Annotated in this window: 19 protein-coding genes; 10 read left to right on the top strand and 9 right to left on the bottom strand. The window is 70.1% G+C overall.

From position 1 onward, the window contains the following. Positions 1-284 precede the first annotated feature (284 nt). Positions 285-929: a dihydrofolate reductase family protein gene (locus tag AB0D14_RS40250; protein WP_362789031.1), complete on the top strand. Its 645-nt coding sequence runs from the start codon at positions 285-287 to the stop codon at positions 927-929. Between the two features lie 47 nt (positions 930-976). Here AB0D14_RS40250 and AB0D14_RS40245 read toward each other — a convergent pair whose 3' ends face one another. Further along, entirely contained in the window at positions 977-1,975 is a 999-nt protein-coding gene (locus AB0D14_RS40245; RefSeq protein ID WP_362789028.1) for a helix-turn-helix domain-containing protein, read from the bottom strand. A 71-nt stretch (positions 1,976-2,046) separates the two neighbouring features. On the opposite strand from AB0D14_RS40245, the gene AB0D14_RS40240 reads away from it, so the two are divergent. Then, a complete protein-coding gene (locus AB0D14_RS40240) occupies positions 2,047-3,444 on the top strand; it encodes an MFS transporter (RefSeq protein WP_362789025.1) in 1,398 nt (465 codons plus the stop codon). Here AB0D14_RS40240 and AB0D14_RS40235 read toward each other — a convergent pair. From AB0D14_RS40235 to AB0D14_RS40215, 5 genes are all read right to left on the bottom strand, one after another. Next, on the bottom strand, positions 3,434-4,087 hold the full coding sequence (locus AB0D14_RS40235; RefSeq protein ID WP_362789022.1) for a flavin reductase family protein: 654 nt from the start codon (positions 4,085-4,087) through the stop codon (positions 3,434-3,436). The two genes, AB0D14_RS40240 and AB0D14_RS40235, sit on opposite strands and share 11 nt — an antisense overlap. Before the next feature lie 84 nt (positions 4,088-4,171). Further along, positions 4,172-4,975 (bottom strand): enoyl-CoA hydratase-related protein, encoded by an 804-nt coding sequence (locus AB0D14_RS40230; RefSeq protein WP_362789019.1) that lies wholly within the window; start codon positions 4,973-4,975, stop codon positions 4,172-4,174. A gap of 331 nt (positions 4,976-5,306) precedes the next feature. Further along, complete coding sequence (locus AB0D14_RS40225) at positions 5,307-7,532, bottom strand: acetate--CoA ligase family protein (protein WP_362789017.1); 2,226 nt, start codon at positions 7,530-7,532, stop codon at positions 5,307-5,309. A 750-nt stretch (positions 7,533-8,282) separates the two neighbouring features. After that, positions 8,283-10,349, bottom strand: coding sequence for a recombinase family protein (locus AB0D14_RS40220; RefSeq protein ID WP_362789014.1), 2,067 nt, complete (start codon positions 10,347-10,349; stop codon positions 8,283-8,285). A gap of 240 nt (positions 10,350-10,589) precedes the next feature. Next, a complete protein-coding gene (locus AB0D14_RS40215; protein WP_362789012.1) occupies positions 10,590-11,843 on the bottom strand; it encodes an NAD(P)/FAD-dependent oxidoreductase in 1,254 nt (417 codons plus the stop codon). A gap of 443 nt (positions 11,844-12,286) precedes the next feature. On the opposite strand from AB0D14_RS40215, the gene AB0D14_RS40210 reads away from it, so the two are divergent. The 4 genes from AB0D14_RS40210 to AB0D14_RS40195 all read left to right on the top strand — a co-directional run bounded on the left by AB0D14_RS40210 (position 12,287) and on the right by AB0D14_RS40195 (position 15,479). Continuing rightward, positions 12,287-13,696 carry an ATP-binding protein gene (locus AB0D14_RS40210; protein ID WP_362789042.1) on the top strand — a complete coding sequence of 470 codons (1,410 nt, stop codon included), beginning with the start codon at positions 12,287-12,289 and terminating at the stop codon, positions 13,694-13,696. 127 nt (positions 13,697-13,823) lie between these two features. Next, a complete protein-coding gene (locus AB0D14_RS40205) occupies positions 13,824-14,273 on the top strand; it encodes a DoxX family protein (protein WP_362789010.1) in 450 nt (149 codons plus the stop codon). Further along, a complete protein-coding gene (locus tag AB0D14_RS40200) occupies positions 14,273-14,755 on the top strand; it encodes a Zn-ribbon domain-containing OB-fold protein (protein WP_362789007.1) in 483 nt (160 codons plus the stop codon). Before AB0D14_RS40205 ends, AB0D14_RS40200 begins: the two co-directional genes overlap by 1 nt. 121 nt (positions 14,756-14,876) lie before the next feature. Further along, positions 14,877-15,479, top strand: coding sequence for a GNAT family N-acetyltransferase (locus tag AB0D14_RS40195; RefSeq protein ID WP_362789005.1), 603 nt, complete (start codon positions 14,877-14,879; stop codon positions 15,477-15,479). Positions 15,480-15,639: 160 nt separating this feature from the next. On the opposite strand, the gene AB0D14_RS40190 is transcribed toward AB0D14_RS40195, so the two are convergent. After that, positions 15,640-16,206 carry a hypothetical protein gene (locus tag AB0D14_RS40190; RefSeq protein WP_362789003.1) on the bottom strand — a complete coding sequence of 189 codons (567 nt, stop codon included), beginning with the start codon at positions 16,204-16,206 and terminating at the stop codon, positions 15,640-15,642. 205 nt (positions 16,207-16,411) lie between these two features. On the opposite strand from AB0D14_RS40190, the gene AB0D14_RS40185 reads away from it, so the two are divergent. Then, complete coding sequence (locus AB0D14_RS40185) at positions 16,412-17,140, top strand: pyridoxal 5'-phosphate synthase (protein ID WP_362789000.1); 729 nt, start codon at positions 16,412-16,414, stop codon at positions 17,138-17,140. Between the two features lie 15 nt (positions 17,141-17,155). Here AB0D14_RS40185 and AB0D14_RS40180 read toward each other — a convergent pair whose 3' ends face one another. After that, on the bottom strand, positions 17,156-18,325 hold the full coding sequence (locus AB0D14_RS40180) for an acetyl-CoA acetyltransferase (protein ID WP_362789039.1): 1,170 nt from the start codon (positions 18,323-18,325) through the stop codon (positions 17,156-17,158). A 233-nt stretch (positions 18,326-18,558) separates the two neighbouring features. Between AB0D14_RS40180 and AB0D14_RS40175 the strand changes: the two genes are divergently transcribed. Beyond that, entirely contained in the window at positions 18,559-19,776 is a 1,218-nt protein-coding gene (locus AB0D14_RS40175; protein ID WP_362788997.1) for an acyl-CoA dehydrogenase family protein, read from the top strand. Next, complete coding sequence (locus AB0D14_RS40170; RefSeq protein ID WP_362788994.1) at positions 19,776-20,384, top strand: nitroreductase family deazaflavin-dependent oxidoreductase; 609 nt, start codon at positions 19,776-19,778, stop codon at positions 20,382-20,384. Before AB0D14_RS40175 ends, AB0D14_RS40170 begins: the two co-directional genes overlap by 1 nt. Before the next feature lie 138 nt (positions 20,385-20,522). Here the strand turns inward: AB0D14_RS40170 and AB0D14_RS40165 are convergent, their stop codons facing one another. Further along, a complete protein-coding gene (locus AB0D14_RS40165) occupies positions 20,523-21,158 on the bottom strand; it encodes a TetR family transcriptional regulator (RefSeq protein ID WP_362789036.1) in 636 nt (211 codons plus the stop codon). A gap of 136 nt (positions 21,159-21,294) precedes the next feature. On the opposite strand from AB0D14_RS40165, the gene AB0D14_RS40160 reads away from it, so the two are divergent. Next, a complete protein-coding gene (locus tag AB0D14_RS40160) occupies positions 21,295-22,173 on the top strand; it encodes a VOC family protein (protein ID WP_362788992.1) in 879 nt (292 codons plus the stop codon). Positions 22,174-22,298 lie beyond the last annotated feature (125 nt).

Genomic DNA, 22,298 nt, shown 5'->3' with positions numbered 1-22,298 from the left:
TCGTTATCGAACCGTGATCGACCCATCGCAGCCCAGGATCTGTCGACCGGGTTCGGTTTCGTCCCTGCCCGGTGCGACGGCGCGGTGTGCGGGCAGGCTCGACATCGCATCCGTGGGTGCCGGGATGCCGCCGAGCGACAGACGTGAACTGTCGTGACGGGCGTGCCGGGCACGCCTTGGAAAGAAATGCGGGCGCCGCTGTCGATTCTGTCGCGTGCCGTTCGACGTCCTGGTGTGGGGCACCTCGCCGCACGAGAGCGCGACAGGAACTGACGAGGAAACACATGGATCAGCTGCTGAGAGTCATGAACTTCAGCGTCTCAAGCGACGGAATCGGTGCCGGTGAGCACCAGAGCCTGGAGAGCCCGTTCGGCCACGCCGATCCCGGGAAGCTGTTCGCCTGGGCCGGTGCCACGGCGAGCTGGCCCATGCGCACCGACCCGGGAGGGAGCCGCGGCCTCGACGACTACTTCACGCGGGACTTCGCGCGCAACATCGGCGCCGAGATCATGGGCCGCAACAAGTTCGGCCCCCAGCGCGGGCCGTGGAACGACCATGAATGGCGCGGCTGGTGGGGTGACGAGCCGCCGTTTCACACCCCGGTGTTCGTCATGACTCACCACGAACGTCCTTCGATCACGCTCGCCGACACCACGTTCCACTTTGTCGACGGTGAGCCGGGCACGGTCCTCGAACGGGCGCGGGAGGCGGCGCAGGGCAAGGACGTCCGGCTCGGTGGCGGGGTCACCACCGTCCGGCAGTTCCTTGACGCCGACCTCGTCGACGCCATGCACGTGGCGGTCGCGCCGGTGGAATTCGGTTCTGGGCTTCGGCTCTGGGAGTCTCCCGACGAGCTGCTTGACCGGTTCCATCTTGAGGTCGTGCCCAGCGCGAGCGGCGTCGCCCACCACCTGTTCTGGAGGAGGTGACAAAGGCGGGGCGACGCGGGTAAGGGGGTGGGGCGGGAACGGGCCGTTCAGCGGAATGTGCGGCGGTATGACGTCGGGGTGACTCCCAGCGTCGACTGGAGATGCTGCCGCATCGACTGGGCCGTGCCGAAGCCGGCGTCCGCAGCCACCTGGTCGATCGAGAGGTCCGTGGATTCCAGCAGGTGGCGCGCCCGCTCGACCCGCTGCTGGGTGAGCCACTGCCCGGGACTGATCCCGGCCTCCTCGCGGAACCGGCGCGTGAACGTGCGCACGGACATGGCCTCCTGCGCGGCCATGTCACGCAACTGGATCGGCTCGTGCAGCCGGCCCAGCGCCCAGGCGCGAGCGGCGATCGTGGTCGCCAACTGGGCTTCGGGGACCGGCCGTTGGATGTACTGAGCCTGCCCGCCGTCGCGGTGCGGCGGTACGACCGTACGGCGGGCCACCTCGTTGGCGACGGCGGTGCCGTGGTCGCGGCGCACGATGTGGATGCACAGGTCGATGCCCGCCGCGACACCCGCGGAGGTCAGGATGTCCCCGTCGTCGATGAACAGCACGTCGGCGTCGACCCGCACCTTCGGGAAGAGATGCTGGAAGTGCTCGGCGGACGCCCAGTGCGTGGTCGCCGGGCGCCCGTCGAGATATCCGGCGGCGGCGAGGACGTATCCGCCCGTGCAGATGGAGACGAGCCGGGTGCCCGGCCGGATCAGGGCGAGGGCCGCGGCCAGTTCGTCGGTGAGTACGCCCTCGTCGTGGACCGGGCCGAGTTCGTACGAGGCCGGGATGATGACGGTGTCGGCGGTGGCCAGCGCCTCCGGCCCGTTCTCGACGAGCACGGAGAAGTCGGCGTCCGTCTCGACCGGGCCCGGTGGCCGGACGGAGCAGGTGACGATCTCGTACAGTTTGCGGCCCTTCGTGTCCTGGGCGCGTCCGAAGATGCGCTGCGGGATACCCAGTTCGAAGGGGAGAAGGCCGTCCAGGGCGAGGACGACGACGCGGTGCCGGCGGAACGAGCTGTGCGTCATGTGCGTCCTGTGCGTACTCATGGCCCGATCCTAGCGAATGCTGTCTTTCGGGCCACTCGTCCGGCGCGGGAGCAGGGCGGAAGCTCGATGACGTGACACAGACAACCGACGCCGCGGCCGAAGCGGCATCCGCGCAGGACCATGGCTCCGGACGGCGGCGCACGCGGGTGCACCGGGCGTGGTTCGTGGCCGCCGTGACCTTCGTGACGATCATCGGCGCCGCCGCCTTCCGTTCCCTGCCAGGGCTGCTGATCGACCCGCTGCACGCCGAGTTCCACTGGTCGCGGGCCACGATCGGTCTCGCGGTCTCCGTCAACCTCGCGCTGTATGGGCTGACGGCGCCGTTCGCCGCCGCGCTGATGGACCGGTTCGGCATCCGGCGTATCGTCGCGCTCGCCCTGATCGTGATCGCGGTCGGCTCGGGCGCCACGATCTGGATGACCTCGGCGTGGCAGTTGATGCTGTGCTGGGGGCTGCTCGTCGGGCTGGGATCGGGCTCGATGGCCCTCGCCTTCGCCGCGACCGTCACGAACCGCTGGTTCACCGAACGGCGCGGCCTGGTCACCGGCATCCTCACCGCCGCCTCGGCCTCCGGCCAGCTGATCTTCCTGCCGGTCCTGTCCTGGATCGTCTCGGAGCACGACTGGCGCCCGGCCGCCGTGACCGTGGCCCTGGCGGCGCTCGCGGTCGTCCCGTTCGTCTGGCTGCTGCTGCGCGACCACCCGGCGGACGTCGGGCTCAAGCCGTACGGGGCGACGGAGTTCGTGGAGAAGCCACCGCCCGTGCCCGGGGCGGCGCGCCGAGCCGTGAGGGTACTGGTCTCCGCCGCGCGCACGGGGCCCTTCTGGCTGCTCGCGGGAACGTTCGCGATCTGCGGTGCCTCGACCAACGGCCTGATCCAGACCCACTTCGTGCCCGCCGCGCACGACCACGGCATGCCCATCACGGCGGCGGCCTCGCTCCTCGCCGTGATCGGCATCTTCGACGTCGTCGGCACGATCGCCTCCGGCTGGTTCACGGACCGCTTCGACCCGCGCCGCCTGCTGGCGGTCTACTACGCCCTGCGCGGCATCTCCCTCCTCTTCCTCCCGCTGCTCCTCACCCCCTCGGTCCAGCCTCCGATGATCTTCTTCATCGTCTTCTACGGCCTCGACTGGGTCGCCACCGTCCCGCCCACCATCGCCCTGTGCCGCGAACAGTTCGGCGACGACAGCGCCATCGTCTTCGGCTGGGTCCTCGCCTCGCACCAGGTCGGCGCCGCCCTCGTCGCCTTCCTCGGCGGGGTCGTCCGCGACACCTTCGGCTCGTACAACGTGATGTGGTACGCCTCCGGGGCGCTGTGCGCGGTGGCCGCGCTGATGGCGCTGGTGATCCGCCGCAGGCGGGGGCCGGGAGGGCCGGGAGGGTCGGCGGGGCCGACGGTACTGGGAGAGCCGGCGGTGCCGGGGCAGGTCCCTTCCGCCGGGGGCGTGGCCGGTGTCAGCCGGTGAAGCGGCCGAAGCGGGCGCGGTGGAACAGCAGGGGGTCGGTGTCGCCGTCGGACGTGCCGAGGGCGTCCACCCGGCCCACCACGATCAGGTGGTCGCCACCCGTGTGAACGGCGTGGATCGCGCAGTCCATCCATGCCGTGGCGCCGGCCAGGCGTGGCGAGCCGGAGACCGGGGCCGGGTCGTGGGCGACTCCGGCGAACTTGTCCGAGCCGCTCACCGCGAAGCCGCGGCACAGGTCGCCCTGGTGCGCGCCGAGGACGTTCACGCAGAAGACACCCGCGCGGGCGATGCGCGGCCAGGTCGTGGACGTACGCGCGACCATGAACGCGATCAGGGGCGGGTCGAGGGAGAGCGAGGCGAACGACTGACAGGCGAAGCCGGCCGGACCGGCAAGGTCGGCAGGGTCGGCTGGGTCGTCCGGTCCGGCGTCGGTGGGAGTGGCCGGAGCGGTGATCACGGTGACGCCTGACGCGAAGTTCCCCAGTACGCGGCGGAATTCAGCGGGGTCGATCGGTGCACGTTCGTCGTCGCCGACCGCGCGCAGGTCGGGGCGCGGGAGTGGTTCGACCGGCCCCACCGCCTTCGGGTCTCCGGCCGACCTCAGGTAGCGGACGGCTGCCGCGGCCATTCCTGCGTGTCCCATCACACGGTCCATTGAAGCTGACGGGCTGTCAGATGGGAAGGGGGTCGGCGAGCGGGTGAGTGGGTGTGCGGGCCGGATGCCGGCTCAGCGGCCCTTGAACTCCGGTCCGCGTCGCTCCACGAACGCCGTTACGCCTTCGGTGGCGTCCGCCGTCGTCATGTTGATCTCCTGGGCGGTGGCCTCGGCGGTGAAAGTGGTGGCGCGGTCGGAGTCCAGGGAGGCGTTCACCAGTTGCTTGGTGAGGGCGAGGGAGCGGGTGGGACCGGCGGCGAGGCGTTCGGCCCAGGCGCGGGCCGTCTTCTCCAACTCGCCGTCCGGTACGACCCGGTTGACCAGGCCGAGGCGGTGCGCGTCCGCGGCGGTCAGGGCGTCGCCGAAGAACATCAGCTCCTTTGCTCGCTGCGGGCCGATCAGGCGGGGGAGGAGGTAGGCGCCGCCGCCGTCGGGGACCAGGCCGCGGCGGACGAACACCTCGATGAATCTGGCCGATTCGGCGGCGAGGACCAGGTCACAGGCGTAGGCGAGGTGGGCGCCCAGGCCGGCCGCGGTGCCGTTCACGGCGGCGATCACCGGTTTCTCGCAGTCGAGGACCGCGGTGATGAGGCGCTGGGCGCCGTTTCGGATGACTCGGGCCACGTCGCCGGGGACCCGGTCTTCGGAGGGTGGGCCGCCGCGAAGGTCTGCGCCGGCGCAGAACCCACGGCCTGTCGCTGTGAGGACGACCGCGCGGGTGTCGGAGTCAGCTGACGCCGCCTCCAACAGGCGGATTATTTCCTCGCGTTGGACGGGGGTGAGGGCGTTCATGGCCTCGGGCCGGTTGAGGGTGATCCAGGAGACGTGGTTTTCGAGGGCGTGGGCTATCACGGGAGTCGTCGCGGGAGTTGTCACGGGGTCCGTTTCGTCTGGGAGGGGGCGTGGACGTGCGGGGGCGTGCAGTCGTATGCGCGCGTGCGGCGGGTGCCACGGGTGCGGCGGGTGGGGGCTGGTCGCGCCGTTCCCCGCGCCCCTAAAGGCCTGCGCAGTTCCCCGCGCCCCTGAAAGAAGGCTTGCGGGCAGCGGGCCTTCCTTCAGGGGCGCGGGGCTGTATCGATGTGCGGCTCCGCCGCGTGGGCGCGACCAGCCACAGCGGACCCGCACCCGAGAACGCACCACCCGAGAACGCACCACCCGAGAACGCGCCTCCCGGGGGCGAGCACCCCCGTCGGCACCCCGTGAGGGGTCAACGGCACACCGCCAACGCGTCCAGCGCAACAGCCCCCTGGCCCCGCGGCAGCACCATCAGCGGGTTGATGTCCAGCTCGGACAGCTCACCGTCCAGTTCGAGCGCCATCCGCTGGACGCGAAGGATCACCTCCACCAGCGCGTCAAGGTCCGCCGGAGGCCGCCCGCGGACGCCGTCCAGCAGCGCCCGCCCCCGCAACTCGTCGAGCATCGACCGAGCCTGCTCCTCGCCGAACGGCGGCACCCGCACGGCCGTGTCCTGCAGGACCTCGACGAGCACACCGCCGAGCCCGACCGTCACCGTGGGGCCGAAGAGGTCGTCGTGCGTCACACCGACGACCATCTCGACGCCGGGCTCCACCATCTGGCACACCAGAACCCCGTCGAGCGGCACGTCCTCGTAACGGGCGATGTCGGTCAGGTCCCGGTACGCGTCCCTGACCTGGCTGGCCGAGGTCAGGCCGATCTTCACGAGACCGAGTTCGGTCTTGTGGGCGAGCCGTGCGCCGGACGCCTTCATGACGACGGGGTACCCGACGAGCCCGGCTGCCCGTACGGCCGCCGCCGCACTGGTCACCAGCTGTTCCCGCGGCACCCGGATCCCGTACGCGCGCAGCAACTGCTTCGCCGCGTGCTCGCTGAGCCTGTTGCCGGGACGCATCAGCGCCTGGCCCTTGCGGCAGGAGGGCGACAGGCTGCGGGGCGCCTCGTCGAAGGGGGAGCGGTAGGAGGCGGTGAACCGGGCGTGGTCCAGATGGGCGCGTACCGCCGTGATGCAGTTCGCGAAGGTGCGGAACGTCGCGACGCGGGACGAGCCGAGAAGGGTTTCGCGGTACGCGGGCTCGGTGCCGACCGGCGATCCCCACACCACGCACACCAGTTTGTCCGTCTGCTCCGCCGCGTCCACCAGGTCCCGCGCGAGCTTGTCGCTCATGGGCGGGAAGGGGCCCGTGATCGGACAGACCAGCACCCCGACGGCAGGATCGGCGAGAATCGCGTCGATGATCTTCCGGCCGCGCCAGTCACCGACGGGATGGCCGCCGTTGTCGATCGGGTTGGTGACGTCCAGGTACTCGGGTATCCACTGGTGCAGTTCGGCCTGCTTGGCGGAGGAGAGGGCGGGCAGGCGCAGACCCGCCTCGGTCGCCAGGTCCGAGAAGTGCGCGCCGGTACCACCGGAGATCGAGTAGACGGCCACCCCGTCGGCGGACGGCGGGCGGGCCCGCGCCAACAGGGCCGCGGTGTCCTGCAGTTCGTCGAGGCCGTCGACGCGGACGACCCCGTACTGGCGCATCGCGGCGTCCACGACCGCGTCGGCTCCGGTCAGCTTGCCGGTGTGCGAGGCGGCCGTACGGGCGCCGGTCTCGGTGCGGCCGACCTTGACGGCGACGACGGGGACACCGCGCCGGGCGGCCCGGTCGGCGGCGAGGAGGAAGGAGCGGCCGTCCTTCAGCCCTTCGAGGTAGCAGGCGATGGCGCCCACCTCGGGCTGCTCGGCGAAGTAGGAGATGAAGTCGGCGCTCTCCAAGTCGGCCTCGTTGCCGGTGGGTGCCCAGTGGGAGAGGCGGATGCCCAGTTCCTGGAGGGTGAAGACCGGGCGGCCCTGGTGTCCTGACTGGGTGATCAGCGCGATCGCCGGCCCGTCCAGGTCGTCGCGGAACTTCTCGAAGGCGTTGAGGTTGGTGTTCGGGCCGAGCAGCCGCACCCCGGCGCGCTGTACGGCGTCGGCGAGCCGGGCCTGCGCCGCGGCGCCCTCCGCTCCGGTCTCGGCGAACCCCGAGGCGAAGGCGACCGCGAACCTCACCTTGGTCTCGGCGAGTTGCTCGATCACGGGGAGCGGGTCGGATACCAGCAGTACGGCCAGATCGGCCTGTTCCGGCAGGTCCGCGACCGAGGGCACGCAGGGTATGCCGAACACGGACTCGCGGGTGGGATGCACCGGGTGCAGCCGGGCGCCGACCCGTTCGGCCCAGGCGAGCAGTTGGCGGGTGATGCCGGTGTTCGGGCGCCCTTCGGCGTCCGAGGCGCCGACGACGGCCACCGACTCGGGGCGGAAGAAGCGGTCCAGGTCGGGTACGCCCGCGTACAGTGGCCTGCCGCTGACGTCGAGGTCGTCGGTGGCGGCCGGCCTGCCGTGCACGGCAGGGGCCGGTTGCTCGCCGCAGGCGATGGTCCTGGCCCGGCGGGAGTCGGTGGTGAGGGTGCCGTGGGTTGATCCAAGCATCGGTCCGCCCGCTCCTGTGTGGCTGCCAACAACTGACACAGTGTCAGATTACTGAACTGACGCCGCGTCAGGAACTGGTCTGCAAGCAAAGAAGTTGTGGCGGAAACAGGGTTCGTACCCGTCGTGGTGCGCACGGGAACTCGCTGGGCGGGGTGCAACCCTCGACTCCCGCCGAGGATCCAGGTGTTGCACCTGTTGATCGAGTCATTGACCGATTCCCTTGGGGGAGCCTCACACCTTCTTGTCGCGCACGGTGACGTAGTTCCTGTCATCTTTGCGGCTCAACTCGGAAGGCGTAGCGATCAAGTTGACCGCAGGCATGCGGATGGCCCCTGGGGGCCAGCCGGGGGCCACTCATCCGGCGCTTCGACCTCAGTGGACAATAAGAAGGAGATACGCCCTTGACGAGCGTACGAGGCAGTGGCAATTCGCACGAGCCCGAGCGCCAGCCGGAGCGGCTTTCGCTCCGCTGGGCCGTGATCATCGCAGTCGCAGCGGTGGCGGCCTTCGCCGTGGCGGCGGCGGGTGGCCTCCCGGCCGCGATCGGAACCTTCCTCGCGGTGCCCCGGGGATGGGCCGTACGGCTTATGAGTGTGCCCAGTTCGAGTGGGTGGCGGTGTGAGACAAACAGGCGGGCCAAACTTTGGGACAACTGCAAGCCTCGCAGCTCAGAGACGTCCAAGTGGAGCCGCAGACTGAGAACCTACACTGCGGGACGGCTGGGGCCACGTCATCGGCAGCCCATCATGGCTACATCATCGGCAGCCGGGACACCTTCCGGTCGCCGTCCCCGGCGATCGCCTTTGCGATCTTCAGGGCGTCGATCGTCAGCTCGCGGTACATGCCGCTGATGGGGTTGCCTGATTCGCCTTCCGTGAGCTCCGTGAGGTCGTCCTCCGTGGCTCCCATCAGGGCCAGGACACCCGAACGGATCTCACCCACCACATGCAGGAGCGGAATCGTCGGGTGGCGGTACGCCACCGTCGCCCGTTCGTCGGTGGTCAGATGCTCCATGAGGGCCTGCCATGCGCCGCTGCGGAACCAGACTCCCTGCCGCTGGCGGATCGCCTCTGCGTGACCCCACGATTCGATCTCGGACCACTCTGCCCCATGGCGGAGGCGGTGCAACATCCCGTTCAGGGCCTGCCGCAGGTCCAGGCTGGTCATCGAGAAGTGCCGGGGTCCGTGGTACTGGGCGAGGACTTCCCGTGCTGCCTCCCACCGTGTCTCGCTGACGTCCGGGGGCACGAGCGTGCCGGTTTCGTGGTGCCAGGTAGTGACCTTGCAGGGAGCTCCGGACCGTTTGACGAAGCGGCCCTTCCCGGGGAGAACGACGATGCGGAACATGTCGAAGATCTCGGCCGTCTCGGCCGCATCCAGACGCTCCGGGGAGGAGCGGACGAACGAGACGACGGCGTTCGCCCTGGCACGTGTCTGCTCATACTCGGTCAGCCAGTGCTGCACCTCTTCGAGCTGCTTCCTCCAGCCCTCGACTTCCTCCTGCAGCTTCTTGACCGCGGCCGCGGCCACGGCCGGCTCCATGCCCGCCTTGAGGTACTCAGGTACGGCGTCCTCGATCAGCTTCTCTTGCTTCTCGATGCTTGTGGCCAGGCGCTCCTGGCGCTCCAGGTACTTGTCCCGGTCGCCAGGAAGGGAGACGACCTCGCGGTCTGCGAGAGCCCTCAGCCCGGCATCGTCCGCGAGGAGCACGGTCACCCTGGACCAGACAGCGTTCTCGATCTCGGTCGCATCGAGGTTCGTGCAACCGCAGCCCGACTTGTCGGAGCTGTTGCCCTGACAGCGGTAGGCACGCTGCCCCGTCCGTCCTCCTCCGACGTAGACCTGTCCGCAGTCGCTGGCGATGTGGCCGCTGAGGGAGTAGATCCGGGCAGGCTTCCGGGGCTTGTTGGTGGATCGCTTCTTGAGCGCAGCCTTCAGCTCGTCGGTCCGGCCGGGGGTGAGGATCTGTGGTACGGCGATGCGGACGGGCTCGCCGTAGACCGGCGTGCCGTCTTCGTAGAGCCTGGTGGCCTTCTTGCGGTCGCCGCGGTTGACCTTGCGGTATGTGGTGTAGCCGTCGAGGGTCTCCGAGTGCATGCGCTGGTAGAGGTTAGTGGTCGTCCACGGCTTGCCGCTGCGGGTGTACATCTCCAGCCGGTTCAGCTCGTCTGCAGCCTCCTCGAAACTCGTCCTGTCGTCGACCAGTAGGGCCACGGCCTTGAGGATGACGCGGGCTTCGCCCTCGCAGACGGCGAGGAAGGAACCCTTCTGGCCCTTGCCTTCGATCCGGTAGCCGTACGGCGCCGGGCCGGCGGGCCATCCGCCGTACTCGATCTTCTTGTTCCGGCCATCCAGCGTCCGCTGGCGGATGCTGTTCCAATCCATCTCGGAGAAGAACATGTGCTGTTGGAACATAGTCCAACCCAGCTCGGTGCTGGTGTCGATGCGCTCCTGAATGGAGATGAAGTGGACGCCGATGTCCTGCATGCGCCAGGCCCAGTTGAAGGCAGCGCGGGCCGTACGGCCTACGCGGTCCACCTTCGGGACCACGATGCGGTTCGCCTTGCCCTCCCAGGCCCGCTCCTCAAGGCGGAGCATGTCTGGGCGGCGATCCAGGGCGCCGCTGACACCCTCGTCGGAGAAGGTCTCCAGGATGGTACGCCTGGCGTCTTCGGCCTCCCAGGCGCGCAGTTCATCGTCCTGGACGCCGAGCCCGTAGCCCTTGAGCTGCTCCTCTGTGGAGGCCCGTTTGTAGGCCAGCGCGATGATCTCCGTCCCCGTCGTGGCGGGGTTGGGACGGCGCATAAGCTTGGGCATGTCAGTTCCTCCGTGACTGGCCAGGCCCCGGGGTATGTGGCGTACCGCCGGGGTCACCCATGTGACGCAGATATTATGGGGTGTCACTGTCAGTGCGTGGGCCGAACAGGATCTTCAACAGTCGCTGCCCCGCGCCATCGTCGGGTTCGTCCGCCTCGTTCCAGGTCAACGACCATACGGCGAGGTTTCGGTTACGGCCCAGTGAGGGCTCTACGTCAGACGGGGGTCCGGAGACCGTCGTCAAGCAGGGAGCCGGGTTACCTGTCGTCCGCCGTCCCTGGCGATGACTTTCGCGACCTTCACCGCGTCGATCGCCAGTTCCCGGAGCATGCCGCTAATGGGGTTGGCGTAGCCAGTGAAATAGAGGCCCGGGGCGTTGTCTGGGGTGCGGGCGCCGTGCACGATCGGCCTGCCGCGTGTGTCCAGGACGTCGAGATGGCCGACCAGGCCCTCCAAGGCGCGAGCATAGCCTGTGGCGGCGATGACGGCGTCCGGCTCGACGCGGGTGCCGTCAGCCAGGACGACCTTGCCGTCCTCGAAAGCCGCCACGGCGGCCACGATCTCGACGCGCCCCTGGCGAACGGCGTCGATCAGGCCGACGTCCTGCACCGGGATGGCGCCCTCGGTCACCCGGGAGTACAGGCCACTGTCGGGGCGCGGCAGCCCCTTCTCGGAGAGGTCCGGGACGCTCAGCTTGGCCATCGGGCCGGCCATCCGGTCCACCAGTGCGACCGGCAGCCGCCTGCAGAGCACCCCGGTGTACTGGGCCGCCCACCCGGCCGTCGACCGGCGCACGATATGCGGCGCGGTCCGCATGGCGAGGCGTACGCGCGAGGCGCCGCCCTCGACGAGGTCGACGGCGATCTCGGCGCCGGTGTTGCCCACGCCCACCACGAGGACGTCCTGGCCTGCATAGGGGGTGGGGTTGCGGTACTCGCCGGCGTGCAGGAACCCGCCCGTGTACGTGTCGCGGCCCGGCCACTCGGGCACGTACGGCGTGTGGTTGTAGCCGGTGGCGACGACCACCGCGCTGCCGGTCAGCTCGCGCCCGCCGGTGGCGTGCAGCAGCCAGCCGGTGCCGTCGGCGGAGGGCTCCACGCGGGAGACCTCGACACCCGTGACGACCTCCAGCCCGTGGTGCTCGGCGTACTTGTCCAGGTAGCGCACCACGTCGTCACGCTTCACCCACCGCCCGAACGAGCGCGGCATCGCAAGGCCGGGCAACCCGGAGAGCCGCCGGGTGGTGTGCAGCCGCAGCCGGTCGTAGTGCCGCCGCCAGGACGCCCCGACGCGGTCGGACTTCTCCAGCACGACAGCCCGTACGCCCTGGGCGCGCAGCGCGTACGCCGCCGCGAGGCCACCCGGCCCGCCCCCGATGACGTACACGGGTCGGTCCTGCTGCGGTGCGGGTGCCGCAGGCGGGGCCGCCTGGGATGGCGAGGCCGCCTGGGGTGGCGAGGCTGCCTGAGATGTCGGATCGGAAGAGTCGGCCATGTGCTGAGCGTATTCAAGCGGTCACTTGATGGGTCTCGGCCAAGCCCGGAATCGGTTGCGAATCGATCACGACTGGGGAGGTATGGGTGGGGACGGTGGCGTAGGCCCCTCGGACGTGTACGCAGGCGGTGACGCGCATGGTGGCCGAATGATTCGTATTGCGCCCTTGCGCCCCTGCTCTAAGCGGCTCTGCGCGGCCTGCCCTGCTTCGGGGCGGGAGGGCGTCAGGCGATCGGGGTGTTCCTGGCCTAGCAGGCTGGGGCGAACGGTTAGGGGTACGCTTCTAAGGACTGTACCCCTAAGGAGTCTCCGTGGGAGATCAGGTAGCGCCGGTCAAACCGTCGCGTGTCTTCGACCGCGGTATCGAATGGAACGGGCTCACCGCTTTCGTGGGGCGGCCGCTGCCGCACGCCATGCTCGGGATCGTCAGTGGCAGGCGGCGTATGGGCAAGACCTATCTCCTGCGGGCGCTCGTCGAGCGGCATGGCGGCTTCTATTTCGGCGCCACGGCGGGCACGGAGGCTGAGTCTCTTCGCCAGTTCAGTGCTGCCCTGGCCGAACACGCGGGTTCACCGGTTGCCTTTTCCTTCGGTACGTGGGACGACGCGATCTCCTATCTCTTCGGGCTGGCCGACCCGGGAACGAGAGGCGGAGGCGCTTCAGGAGGAGCGCCTCCTGGTGCCCCGTTCCTCGTGGTCATCGACGAGTTCCCGTACCTGGCCAAGGTCGCTCCCGAGCTGCCCTCGCTCATCCAGCGCGAGATCGACCGCTTCCAAGGGCAGGAAAGCCGCATGAGGCTGCTCCTGTGCGGCTCGGCGATGTCGGTCATGGGTGGACTGCTGGCCAGCACCGCCCCTCTGAGAGGCCGGGCTCAGCTTGAACTCATCGTGCGCCCGTTCGGCTACCGGGCGGCGGCGGATTTCTGGGGCGTCGCGGGCGATCCCGCTCTCGCCGCCCGACTGCATGCGGTCGTCGGAGGTACGCCCGCGTACCGTCGCCAGTTCCTGTCGGACGACGTGCCCGCGACTGCCGCCGACTTCGACGACTGGATCTGTCGTACGGTCCTCTCGCCGCTCAGTCCTCTGTTCCGCGAGGCGCGGTATCTGCTGGCAGAGGAGGCGGAGATTCGTGACACCGCTCTTTACCACTCGGTTCTGGCGGCTGTGGCAGAGGGCAACACGACGCGGGGTGGCATCGCTGGTTACATCGGGCGGAAGTCGGTCGACATCTCGCATCCGCTCAACGTCCTGGAGGACAGTCACCTGTTGGCGCGGGAAGCGGACGTCTTCCGTGCCGGGAAGTCGCAGTACCGCATCGTCGAACCGCTGATCAACTTCTATGAAGCCGTCATGCGACCTTCCTGGGCCCGGCTGGAAAGCGGCCAGGCCGCGGAGGTGTGGGGTCGGGCGGCGGAGCGTTTCGCGGCACAGGTGGCCGGGCCGCATTTCGAGGCGATGTGCCGTGAGTACGTGCTCGGGCCGGGCCGTTCCCTGCTCAGTTCGTCTCTGGGGGAGGTGGGCGGTGGAGTGGTGACGGATTCGAAGGCGCGTCAGCAGATTCAGATCGACGTGGCCGTCGTCGAACCGGGTTCGGGGGGAAGCAGGCCCTCGGTCGCCCTCCTTGGAGAGGCGAAGTGGGGGACCGTCATGGGGGTCGCCCATCTGGATCGGCTGGACCGGGCCAGGGAACTGCTTGCCGGCCGGGGAATGGACACCGCGTCCTGCGGGCTGGCGTGCTTCAGTGCCGCGGGCTTCACCGACGCGCTGCGCGCCGAGGCCACGAGAGGCGACGTGCTTCTGGTTGGCCTCGACGAACTGTATGGACGGGCAACTCCGGCCGGGATCCTGCTCTGAAGCGTGTCTCCCAGGATGGGTCGGCTCGAAGGAGACAGATCGTGCTTGCGCGTGTCTTGCGCGGAGCGCCCGCATCCGCTGAACTGACGTACCGTCAGGTCGAGTGCAGCAGGAGGGGCGTGGAGCCATGGACACGATCTGGCTCACCGGTGCGGAATGGGTCGCCGTGCTCCGCGTCGGCCTGGGGCTGTGGTGGCTGGAGAGCTGGCGCCACAAGGACAAGAAGGGCTGGTTCGAGCGGGGGACCGGGATCGCGTGGGCTACGGACGTCGCGGCGAAGCACCGGTGGAACACGGTCCGCAGCGGCTTCGAGGTGGTGGTCGCGCCACGGCCGCGGACCATGGCCTACGTCGTCGTGTACGCGGAACTCGCCCTGGGACTCGGCCTCGTCGTGGGCTTCCTGACCCCGATCGCCCTGATCGGCGGGCTGCTGCTCAATCTCCTGTACCTCGTGCTGATGATCCACGACTGGGCCGAGCAGGGGCAGAACGCGATGATGGCGCTGATCTCCCTGGTCGCCCTCTTCGGCATGTCCTGGCAGACGTGGTCGCTGGACAGCGCGCTGGGACTCTTCTGATGCCGGCCCGCTTCGACGTGCCGGAGATAGACGCCTTCACCCGGCCGTACTGGGACGCGGCCGCCACCGGGCACCTGCTGCTGCGCCGGTGCGGGACGTGCGGGCGCGCCCACCACTACCCCCGCGAGTTCTGCCCGCACTGCTGGAGCGAGGCCGTGACCTGGGAGCGGGCGAGCGGCCGCGCCACGCTCTACACCTGGTCCGTCGTCCACCGCAACGACCTGCCGCCCTTCGGGGCCCGCACGCCGTACGTCGCCGCCGTCGTCGACCTCGAAGAGGGGCCGCGGATGATGACCGAGGTGGTGGAGTGCGAGGCGGGGGAGCTGAGGGCGGGCATGGCGCTGGAGGCGGCCTTCCGTGCGCAGAACGCGCAGCACGCGCAGGAGACGCCGAGTGGGGCGGGCGCGGAAGCCGCGGAGGACGTGGCCACCTCGAAGAGTGCGGTCGTGGTGGTTCCGGTGTTCAGGCCCGCTTCGCCGTAGGACAGGTCGCACGCCTCTCCCCGGAGGGTCCATCGCTGCGTCCCGGATTCCCCTCTCCTCCCGGGCGCCCCCTCGCCGGACGAACCCTCGCCCCGCCGCGCCTCCGTTGTTCAATGGCGCAATGACCGACCCGTACAAGTCCTCCGCCTCCCTCCCCCTGCCCGAGATCCACGGCTACGGACTGTGGCTCCGCCCCTGGGACCCTGACGCGCTGGAGGACGTCCAGGCGTGGCTGCGGGGCTGCGCCGACCCGGAGTTCCAGCGGTGGAACACGCCGCTCAGGCCGGTGGACAACGTGTCCGACGCACAGGAATCGCTGCGGGCGCGGGCCAAGGCGGCCCAGGACGCGGTGGGCGCCTCCTTCTGCGTCACCGACGCGACGAACGGCGTACCGCTCGGGCACATCGGGGTCAACGAGATCGACCACGTCGTACGGGTCGCCCGGGTCGGCTACTGGGTACTCCCCGACGCACGCGGCCGCCAGGTGGCCACGCGCGCGCTGGCCCTGGCCTCGCGGTGGGCCTTCGAGGAACTCGGCCTGCACCGGCTGGAACTGGCCCACGCGCTCGGCCACGAGGCATCGTGCCGGGTCGCCGATAGGTGCGGCTTCCCGTACGAGGGGACGCTGCGCGGGGCGATGTTCGAGACGGGGCGCCTGGACGCCTTCCGGGATGCGCATCTGCACGCCCGGCTGGCCACGGACCCCGGGCCGGCACTGTCGTAGCGGGAGCGGGAGCGGCCCTGCCCCTGCCCCTAACCCTGACCCTGCGTCTGCCGTCTGCGGGTTGTGTGGTGCTGGTCCTGCAGGCCCCGCACCGGGCCCGTCAACGCTGCAGATAGCCGCGCGACCAGCCACAACGAACCCGCAGCCGATCCCTGCGCGGTCACGTCCCCGCTGCGAGTGCCAGCGGGGAGAGCGACGCGGGAGCGATCGACACCGGCGTGACAGTCACCGGGACGCCCCGCGAAGCACGCGGCCGGGAGGCGGGCTCGTGGACCGCCCGACCCGGACCGCCCGCGAACACGAACAGCCGCAGTACCAGGAACCGTCCGACCCCCGCGAGTCCGGCTGCGCTGAGGTAGACGATCTGCTCGGTGAGCGCCCCGGGCGACGACTGCACCAGGTGCAGGACGAACACGGCGAGAGAAGTCATCGCGTAGGCCACCGTCGCGGACCCGGCGGACTGCCAGTGCCGTCGCCACCCGGCCCGCCCCCCGGTCCCGAAGGTGAAGAGCGCGTGCAGCTCCGTGCAGAGAACGGTCGACGCGACGGTGATCACCGCGTTCGCCACGACCCAGGGCATCGCCCCGGCCAGCAACGCCACCGCGCCGCTGGAGAGGACCCCGACCCCGCCGCCGCACACCACGAACCGGAGGAAGGAGGCGAACGGCCCGGGAGCTGCCCCGTCCACCGTCTCCGTCTTCGGCTCCGCCGCGAGCTGCGACTTCATGGGGTTTTCCTTCCGGGGGAGGGGCTCTGAACCCCTGCGAGCAACTGGGTTCAACAATGTCGTCACCCGTCCGCCCTCACGAGACAGTCCGCACCCGGATCCATGGTGGGGCCAGCACTACCATCGGCCTGCACTGCGCCCCCGGGCAGTAGCTGTCGGCCCACTCGGTTCAGTCCGAGGCCGGCCACCGCGTGACAATCGGGGCATGAGCACCGACGCCGACGCCCCCACCCCGCCCTCCGGGCCCAACCTGCCCTCCGAGCCCTCCGGGTCCTCCCGGTCCTCCGAGTTCGTACAGCTGCTGAGGTCCCAGCGGGTCTGGGACACCGAGCTGCCGGGGTTCGCCCCGGACACGGCGCCCGCGGATCCGCTGCCGCTCTTCGAGCAGTGGTTCGCGCAGGCCGTGGCCGCCGGGCAGACCGAGCCGCACACGATGTCGCTGGCCACGGCGGACGCCGAGGGCCGGCCCGACGTACGGACCGTGATGCTGCACGGCGCCGACGAGGAGGGCTGGCACTTCGCCTCGCACACGGGCAGCCGCAAGGGACGGCACCTGGCGTCCCGCCCGTACGCGGCGCTCGGCTTCTACTGGCCCGCCCAGGGCCGGCAGGTCCGGGTGCGCGGCCCGGTGACCGTCGCCCCGCCCGAGGTCGCGCGCGCCGACCTGGGTGCCCGCTCGACCGGCGCACTCGCCTCCGCCCTGGTAGGACGCCAGAGCGAAGTGCTGGACTCCTACGAGGAGTTGGAGCGCACCTCGGACGAGGCGTGGGACCGCGCCCGGCGCGAACCGGACGCCTCCGCGCCGACGTGGACGGTGTACGTCCTGGAGCCGGACGAGGTGGAGTTCTTCCAGGGCGACGCGCGCCGACGGCACGTACGGCTCGCCTACCGCCGCACGAACGGCACGTGGCGCAAGGAGCTGTTGTGGCCCTAGGGCCTGTCTGGGGTGCTAACGCCCAAGCACCACCGTCGCCGAAGAGCAGAACCATCCCCCCGTCCCCGACGCCACCGCCAGTTCTGGCAGGTGGCCGTCGGGCCGGTGGACCTGCCGGGCTCCGGCCTCGCCGCGCAGCTGCCGTACCGCCTCGACCAGCAGGAACAGCCCCCGCATCCCCGGATGCTGGGCCGACAGCCCACCCCCGTCCGTGTTGACCGGCAACTCCCCGCCCGACACCCTCAACCGCCCCTTCTCCACGAACGCACCACCCTCGCCCTTCCCGCAGAAGCCGAGGTCCTCCAGGGTCACGAGCGTCATGTAGGTGAAGGCGTCGTAGATCTCCGCCAGATCCACGTCCCGCGGCCGGACTCCCGCCCGCTCGAAGGCGATCCGGCCACTGACCGCCGCCGGGGACACCGTGAAGTCCGGCCACTCGGACATGGTGGTGTGCGAGACGTGCTCGCCGGTGCCGAGGACCCAGACGGGAGGCGTACGGCAGTCCTGTACGTACTCCTCGGCCGCCAGCAGGACCGCCGCCCCGCCGTCCGACCGTATGCAGCAGTGCAGCTTGGTGAAGGGGTCGGCGATCATCGGGCCCGACAGGACGTCGTCGACCGTGACGGGGTCGCGGAACATCGCGTCCGGGTTGAGCGCCGCGTTCTCCCGTGCCTGCACGGCCACCGACGCCAACTGCTCCAGCGTGGTGCCGTATTCGTGCATGTGGCGGCGCGCGGCCATCGCGTACTTGGCGATGAGGCTGTGGCCGTACGGGACCTCGAACTGGAGCGGTCCCCGGGCGCCGAAGGACAGGTTGCCGGTACGGCGGCCCGCCCTGATGTCGGCGCGGGCGGTGGAGCCGTAGACGAGGAGGACGGCCTCGGCGTGGCCCGCCGCGATCGCGTCCGCCGCATGGGCCGCCATGACCTCCCACGTCGATCCGCCGACGGACGTCGAGTCCACCCAGGTCGGACGCAGGCCCAGATACTCCGCCACCTCGACCGGCGCCAGCGTGCCGAGGCCCGCCGAAGCGAAGCCGTCGATCACCGACCGGTCGAGGCCCGAGTCGGCCAGGGCCCGGCGGGCGGCCTGGGCGTGCAGCGCGTACGGGGTGGTCTCGTCCAGGCGCCCGCAGTCGGCAAGGGCCGCGCCTACTACGGCCACTTTGCGGTTTCCTGACGTCAGGTTTGACGCGTTGGATGCCGTCGACGCCGTCGATGCCGTCGACACGGGCGTCGCGATACGGGGCGGAGTCATGGAATCTGACGGTACATCAGATTCAGGGCAGTGTGGGAGGTGCGGTGTCGTGACCCTGTGCATCTGCCGACCGCCGCCCTAACATGACGGGCCGTCAGATCTGGAGATCCGGAGATCTGGGAACCGGCCGCCGGACACCCGGCCCGGGGAGGAGCCAGCCGATGGACGCCACCTTCACCGCGGAACAGGACGAGATCCGCCGCACCCTCCGTGAGCTGCTCCTCAAACGCTGCGGCCCGGAAGACGTCAGGGCCGCCGTACGGACCACGGACGGCTACGACCCCGCGCTCTGGGAATCCCTCGCGCAACAACTCGGTCTTCCCGGGCTCGCACTTCCCGAGGCTTACGGTGGAGTGGGGTGCTCCACCACCGAAATGGCCCTGGCCGCCGAAGAGTTGGGGCGGGCCCTCGCCCCCTCCCCGCTGCTCGCGTCGGCCGTTCTGAGCGCGCCTGTCGTACTCGCCCTGGGCAGTCGGAGTCAGCGTGCCGCTCTCCTGCCCCGTATCGCCTCCGGCGAGCTGACCGCCGCCCTCGCCGTGCCGGGTGCCGCACTGACCACCGCCCTGGGCCTGACCGGCGACAACCGCGGGGACTGGGCGGGCGGCGGACGGGCCGGAGGCGTACAGGCGCGGCAGGCCGACGGCGCGTGGCGGCTGTACGGGCAGGCCGACCAGGTGCTCGACGGGCACAGCGCGGACCTGCTGGTCGTCGCCGCGCACACCGGGGGCTTCGCCCGCTCGCGCACCCTCTTCTTCCTCGTGAGGGAAGGGGCGACCCGCGTCCGGCAGACCTCTCTCGACGAGACCCGGTCGCAGAGCCGGATCCAACTCCGCGACGTCACGGCAGAGTTATTGGGTGACAGGGATGACAGGGATGACAGGGATGACGGGGGTGGCGGCGAGAGCGTCGACGTCGATGGTGTGCTCGCCGCCGTGGGGGACTCCGCTGCGGCCGTCCTCGCCGCGGAGGCCGTCGGCGCCGCCGACCGCGTACTGGAGCGGACCGTGGAATACGTGAAACAGCGCGAACAGTTCGGGCGGGCGATCGGGTCGTTCCAGGCGGTGAAACACCGGCTGGCCGACCTCTACGTACAGGTACAGGCCGCACGCTCCGCCGCCTACTACGCGGCCTGGGCGGCAGCCGAGGGCAGGGAGAGGACCGGCGGGCTCGCGCTCGCGCAGGCCCTGGAGGCGTTGCGCACCACCGCCTCCGAGGCCGTCCAGCTGCACGGCGGGATCGGGTTCACCTGGGAACACGAGGCGCACCTGTACTTCAAGCGGGCGGCCGGTGACGAGCTGCTCTTCGGTCCGGTGCACCGGCTGCGCGCGTACGCGGCCGAGGCGGCGCGGCTCTTCGGCGGCGGGGAGGTGGCGGTCTGATGACCACGCCCTCCTCGAACACTCCGCCGTCCCCGGACTCCCCGCAGCCGCCGCGGCACTCACGGCCGTCGCAGCCGTCGCGACCCTCGCGGCTCCCCGGGGTGCGGCTGGTGCAGAAGGTGTCCTCGACACGGGGCTTCGCGAAGATCGCGCCCCATGTCATTCCGGCGCTCGACCGTGCGGTCCACCGGCTCACGCGCGGGAAGGTGCTGCTCAGCGCCCAGATGCTGCCCGGTGTCATCCTCACGGTGCGTGGTGCGAAGAGCGGGCTGCTCAGGCGTACGCCTCTCGCCTGCATGCCAGAGGAGAACGCGGACCGGGACGGAGACAGGGACAGGGACAGGGACAGGGGTGAGACCGGGAGCTGGGTGCTGGTCGGGTCCAACTTCGGGCGCACGGACCACCCCGCCTGGACCGCCAATCTGCTCGCCCACCCGGACGCGGAGATCAACTGGAAGGGCCGGGACATACCGGTGACCGCCCGGCTCCTGCGCGGTGCGGAACGGGACGCGGCGTGGAAGGCGCTGCTGGCGTTCTGGCCGCCGTACGCGACGTACCAGTCACGGGTGGACCGGGAGATCCGGCTGTTCCGGATCGTACGGAGGTGACGGACGCGAGGGAGGCCACGCGGGCCTGAGGGGAGGCCACGGGCTCGGGAGTGCGGCGAGCGGCAGCCCACCGAGGTGAACTGCCGCCGGCGTGACAGAACGAGTGCCTGGAGAACGAGTGCCTGGAGAACGTGCGGACTACTTGGTCGGTTTCTTGCCCGTCACGCCCAGGTGCACCAACAGCGCCAGGTTCGGCCTGAGTTCAGCCTGCTTCACGCCCCACGTCTGGAAGCCCTTCTGGTGCGAGGCCACCGCCGCGAGCATCGCCACAAGGGAACCCGCCATCGCCGCCGGGTTGACGTCCTTGTCGACCCTGCCCTTCGCCTGAAGCTCCTTGACCGTGTCCGTGAGGGAGTTGTTCACGGAGTTGAGGATCTTCATGCGGAGCTTGTAGAAGCGTTTGTCGCCCTCGGCGGCGCCCAGGTCGACGACTCGGAGGATGGCGTCGTTTTTGCGCCAGAACTCAAGGAACCCGTCCACGAGTTCCTGCGCGGTCTGCCAGCCTGCCTTGCCGACCCAGGAGCGTCCTTCGAGGAGTTCGGTCAAACCGGCTCCCTCCGCCGCCATTTGCTCGGCGATCTCCAGCACGGCGCCCTCGACGTCCGGGAAGTACTGGTAGAAGGTCGCCGGTGAAGTGCCCGCCTTCCGCGCGACGTCGATGACTTTGACGTCGCGGTAGGGCGAGGAGCTGAGCATCTCGCTGAGGCAGTCGAGCAGCTTCTGCCGCGTCGCCTGCCCGCGCCGACCGGCCACACGGCCGTCGACGGTACGCACTTGTCCTGTCATGACGTCAGCTTACCGAGGGGTGATCGGAGCGCGATTCGGCCGACTGCAAATGGGGTGCACAGGCCCGAGGGGCAGGGGCGCCGCCCGTACTGCGGGATGCGTGAAAGGCCGTTAGCTTGTGCGCATGGCTGGAACTGAAGGCTCTGCCGCGTTCGCCGAGGGTGCCCCCTGCTGGATCGACGCCCAGCTTCCGGACGTCGAGGCGGGCAAGCGTTTCTACGGTGGAGTCTTCGGGTGGACCTTCGAGCCCGCCGGGCCCGCAGCTCCCACGGTCCCCACAGCCCCGTCTGCCCCCTCAGCCCTCACCGACCCCTTTGACCCCTTTGAGTCCTCTGCCCTTTCTGAAGGCGGGCAGACGGCCGAGAGCCCGTACGCGGGCGCCGTACGGGCGTATCTCGATACGGAACCCGTCGCGGCCCTCGTGCCGAAGCGGGACGGCCGGATGCCCACCGTGTGGACGGTCTACTTCGCCACCCCGCGAGCCCAGGACATGGCCGACCGGATCCGGAGAGGGGGCGGCCAGATCGTCACGGCACCCGTGCGGGTGGGCCCGTACGGCATCGGGGCCCTCGCCGCCGACCCCGAGGGTGCCGTCTTCGGACTCTGGGAGGCCGGTACGCACCCCGGTTTCGGCAGTTGCCGCGGGACGGGCTCCTTCAGCTGGGTCGAGCTGTACGCGCGGGACACGGCCGCCGCCGACGCCTTCTACCCCGGCCTCTTCCGCGACGCCCTCTTCGGACCCGGCGTGACCCGCGAATTCGGCCGCGCCCCCATCACCGACCTCTTTCCGGCGGAGATGCCGCCCCACTTCCTCGTGCACTTCGGCGTGCGGGACTGTGAGTCCGTACTCGGCACGGTGACGCGGCTCGGCGGCCGGGTCCAGGCGCCGCCCTTCGACACGTCGTACGGGCGCGTGGCCGTCGTCAGCGACAATCAGGGGGCGTCCTTCGCGCTGCTCCAGCGCCGGGATGCCGCACGAGATACCGAACCAGGTAGCGCATGAGATGCCGAACCAGATACCGCATGAGATATGACATGAGACTTGGCATACGACATGGCATGAGATAGGGCATGAGATGCGACAGGAGAGGCGGCGCGAGCCGCACTCCGGCGCGGAAACTCAGGTTT

Origin of the sequence: Streptomyces sp. NPDC048484 (assembly GCF_040651415.1) — a bacterium.
Lineage (GTDB): Bacteria > Actinomycetota > Actinomycetes > Streptomycetales > Streptomycetaceae > Streptomyces.
Note: the sequence above shows the minus strand (reverse complement) of the source record. Positions and strands in the feature narration are given on the sequence as shown.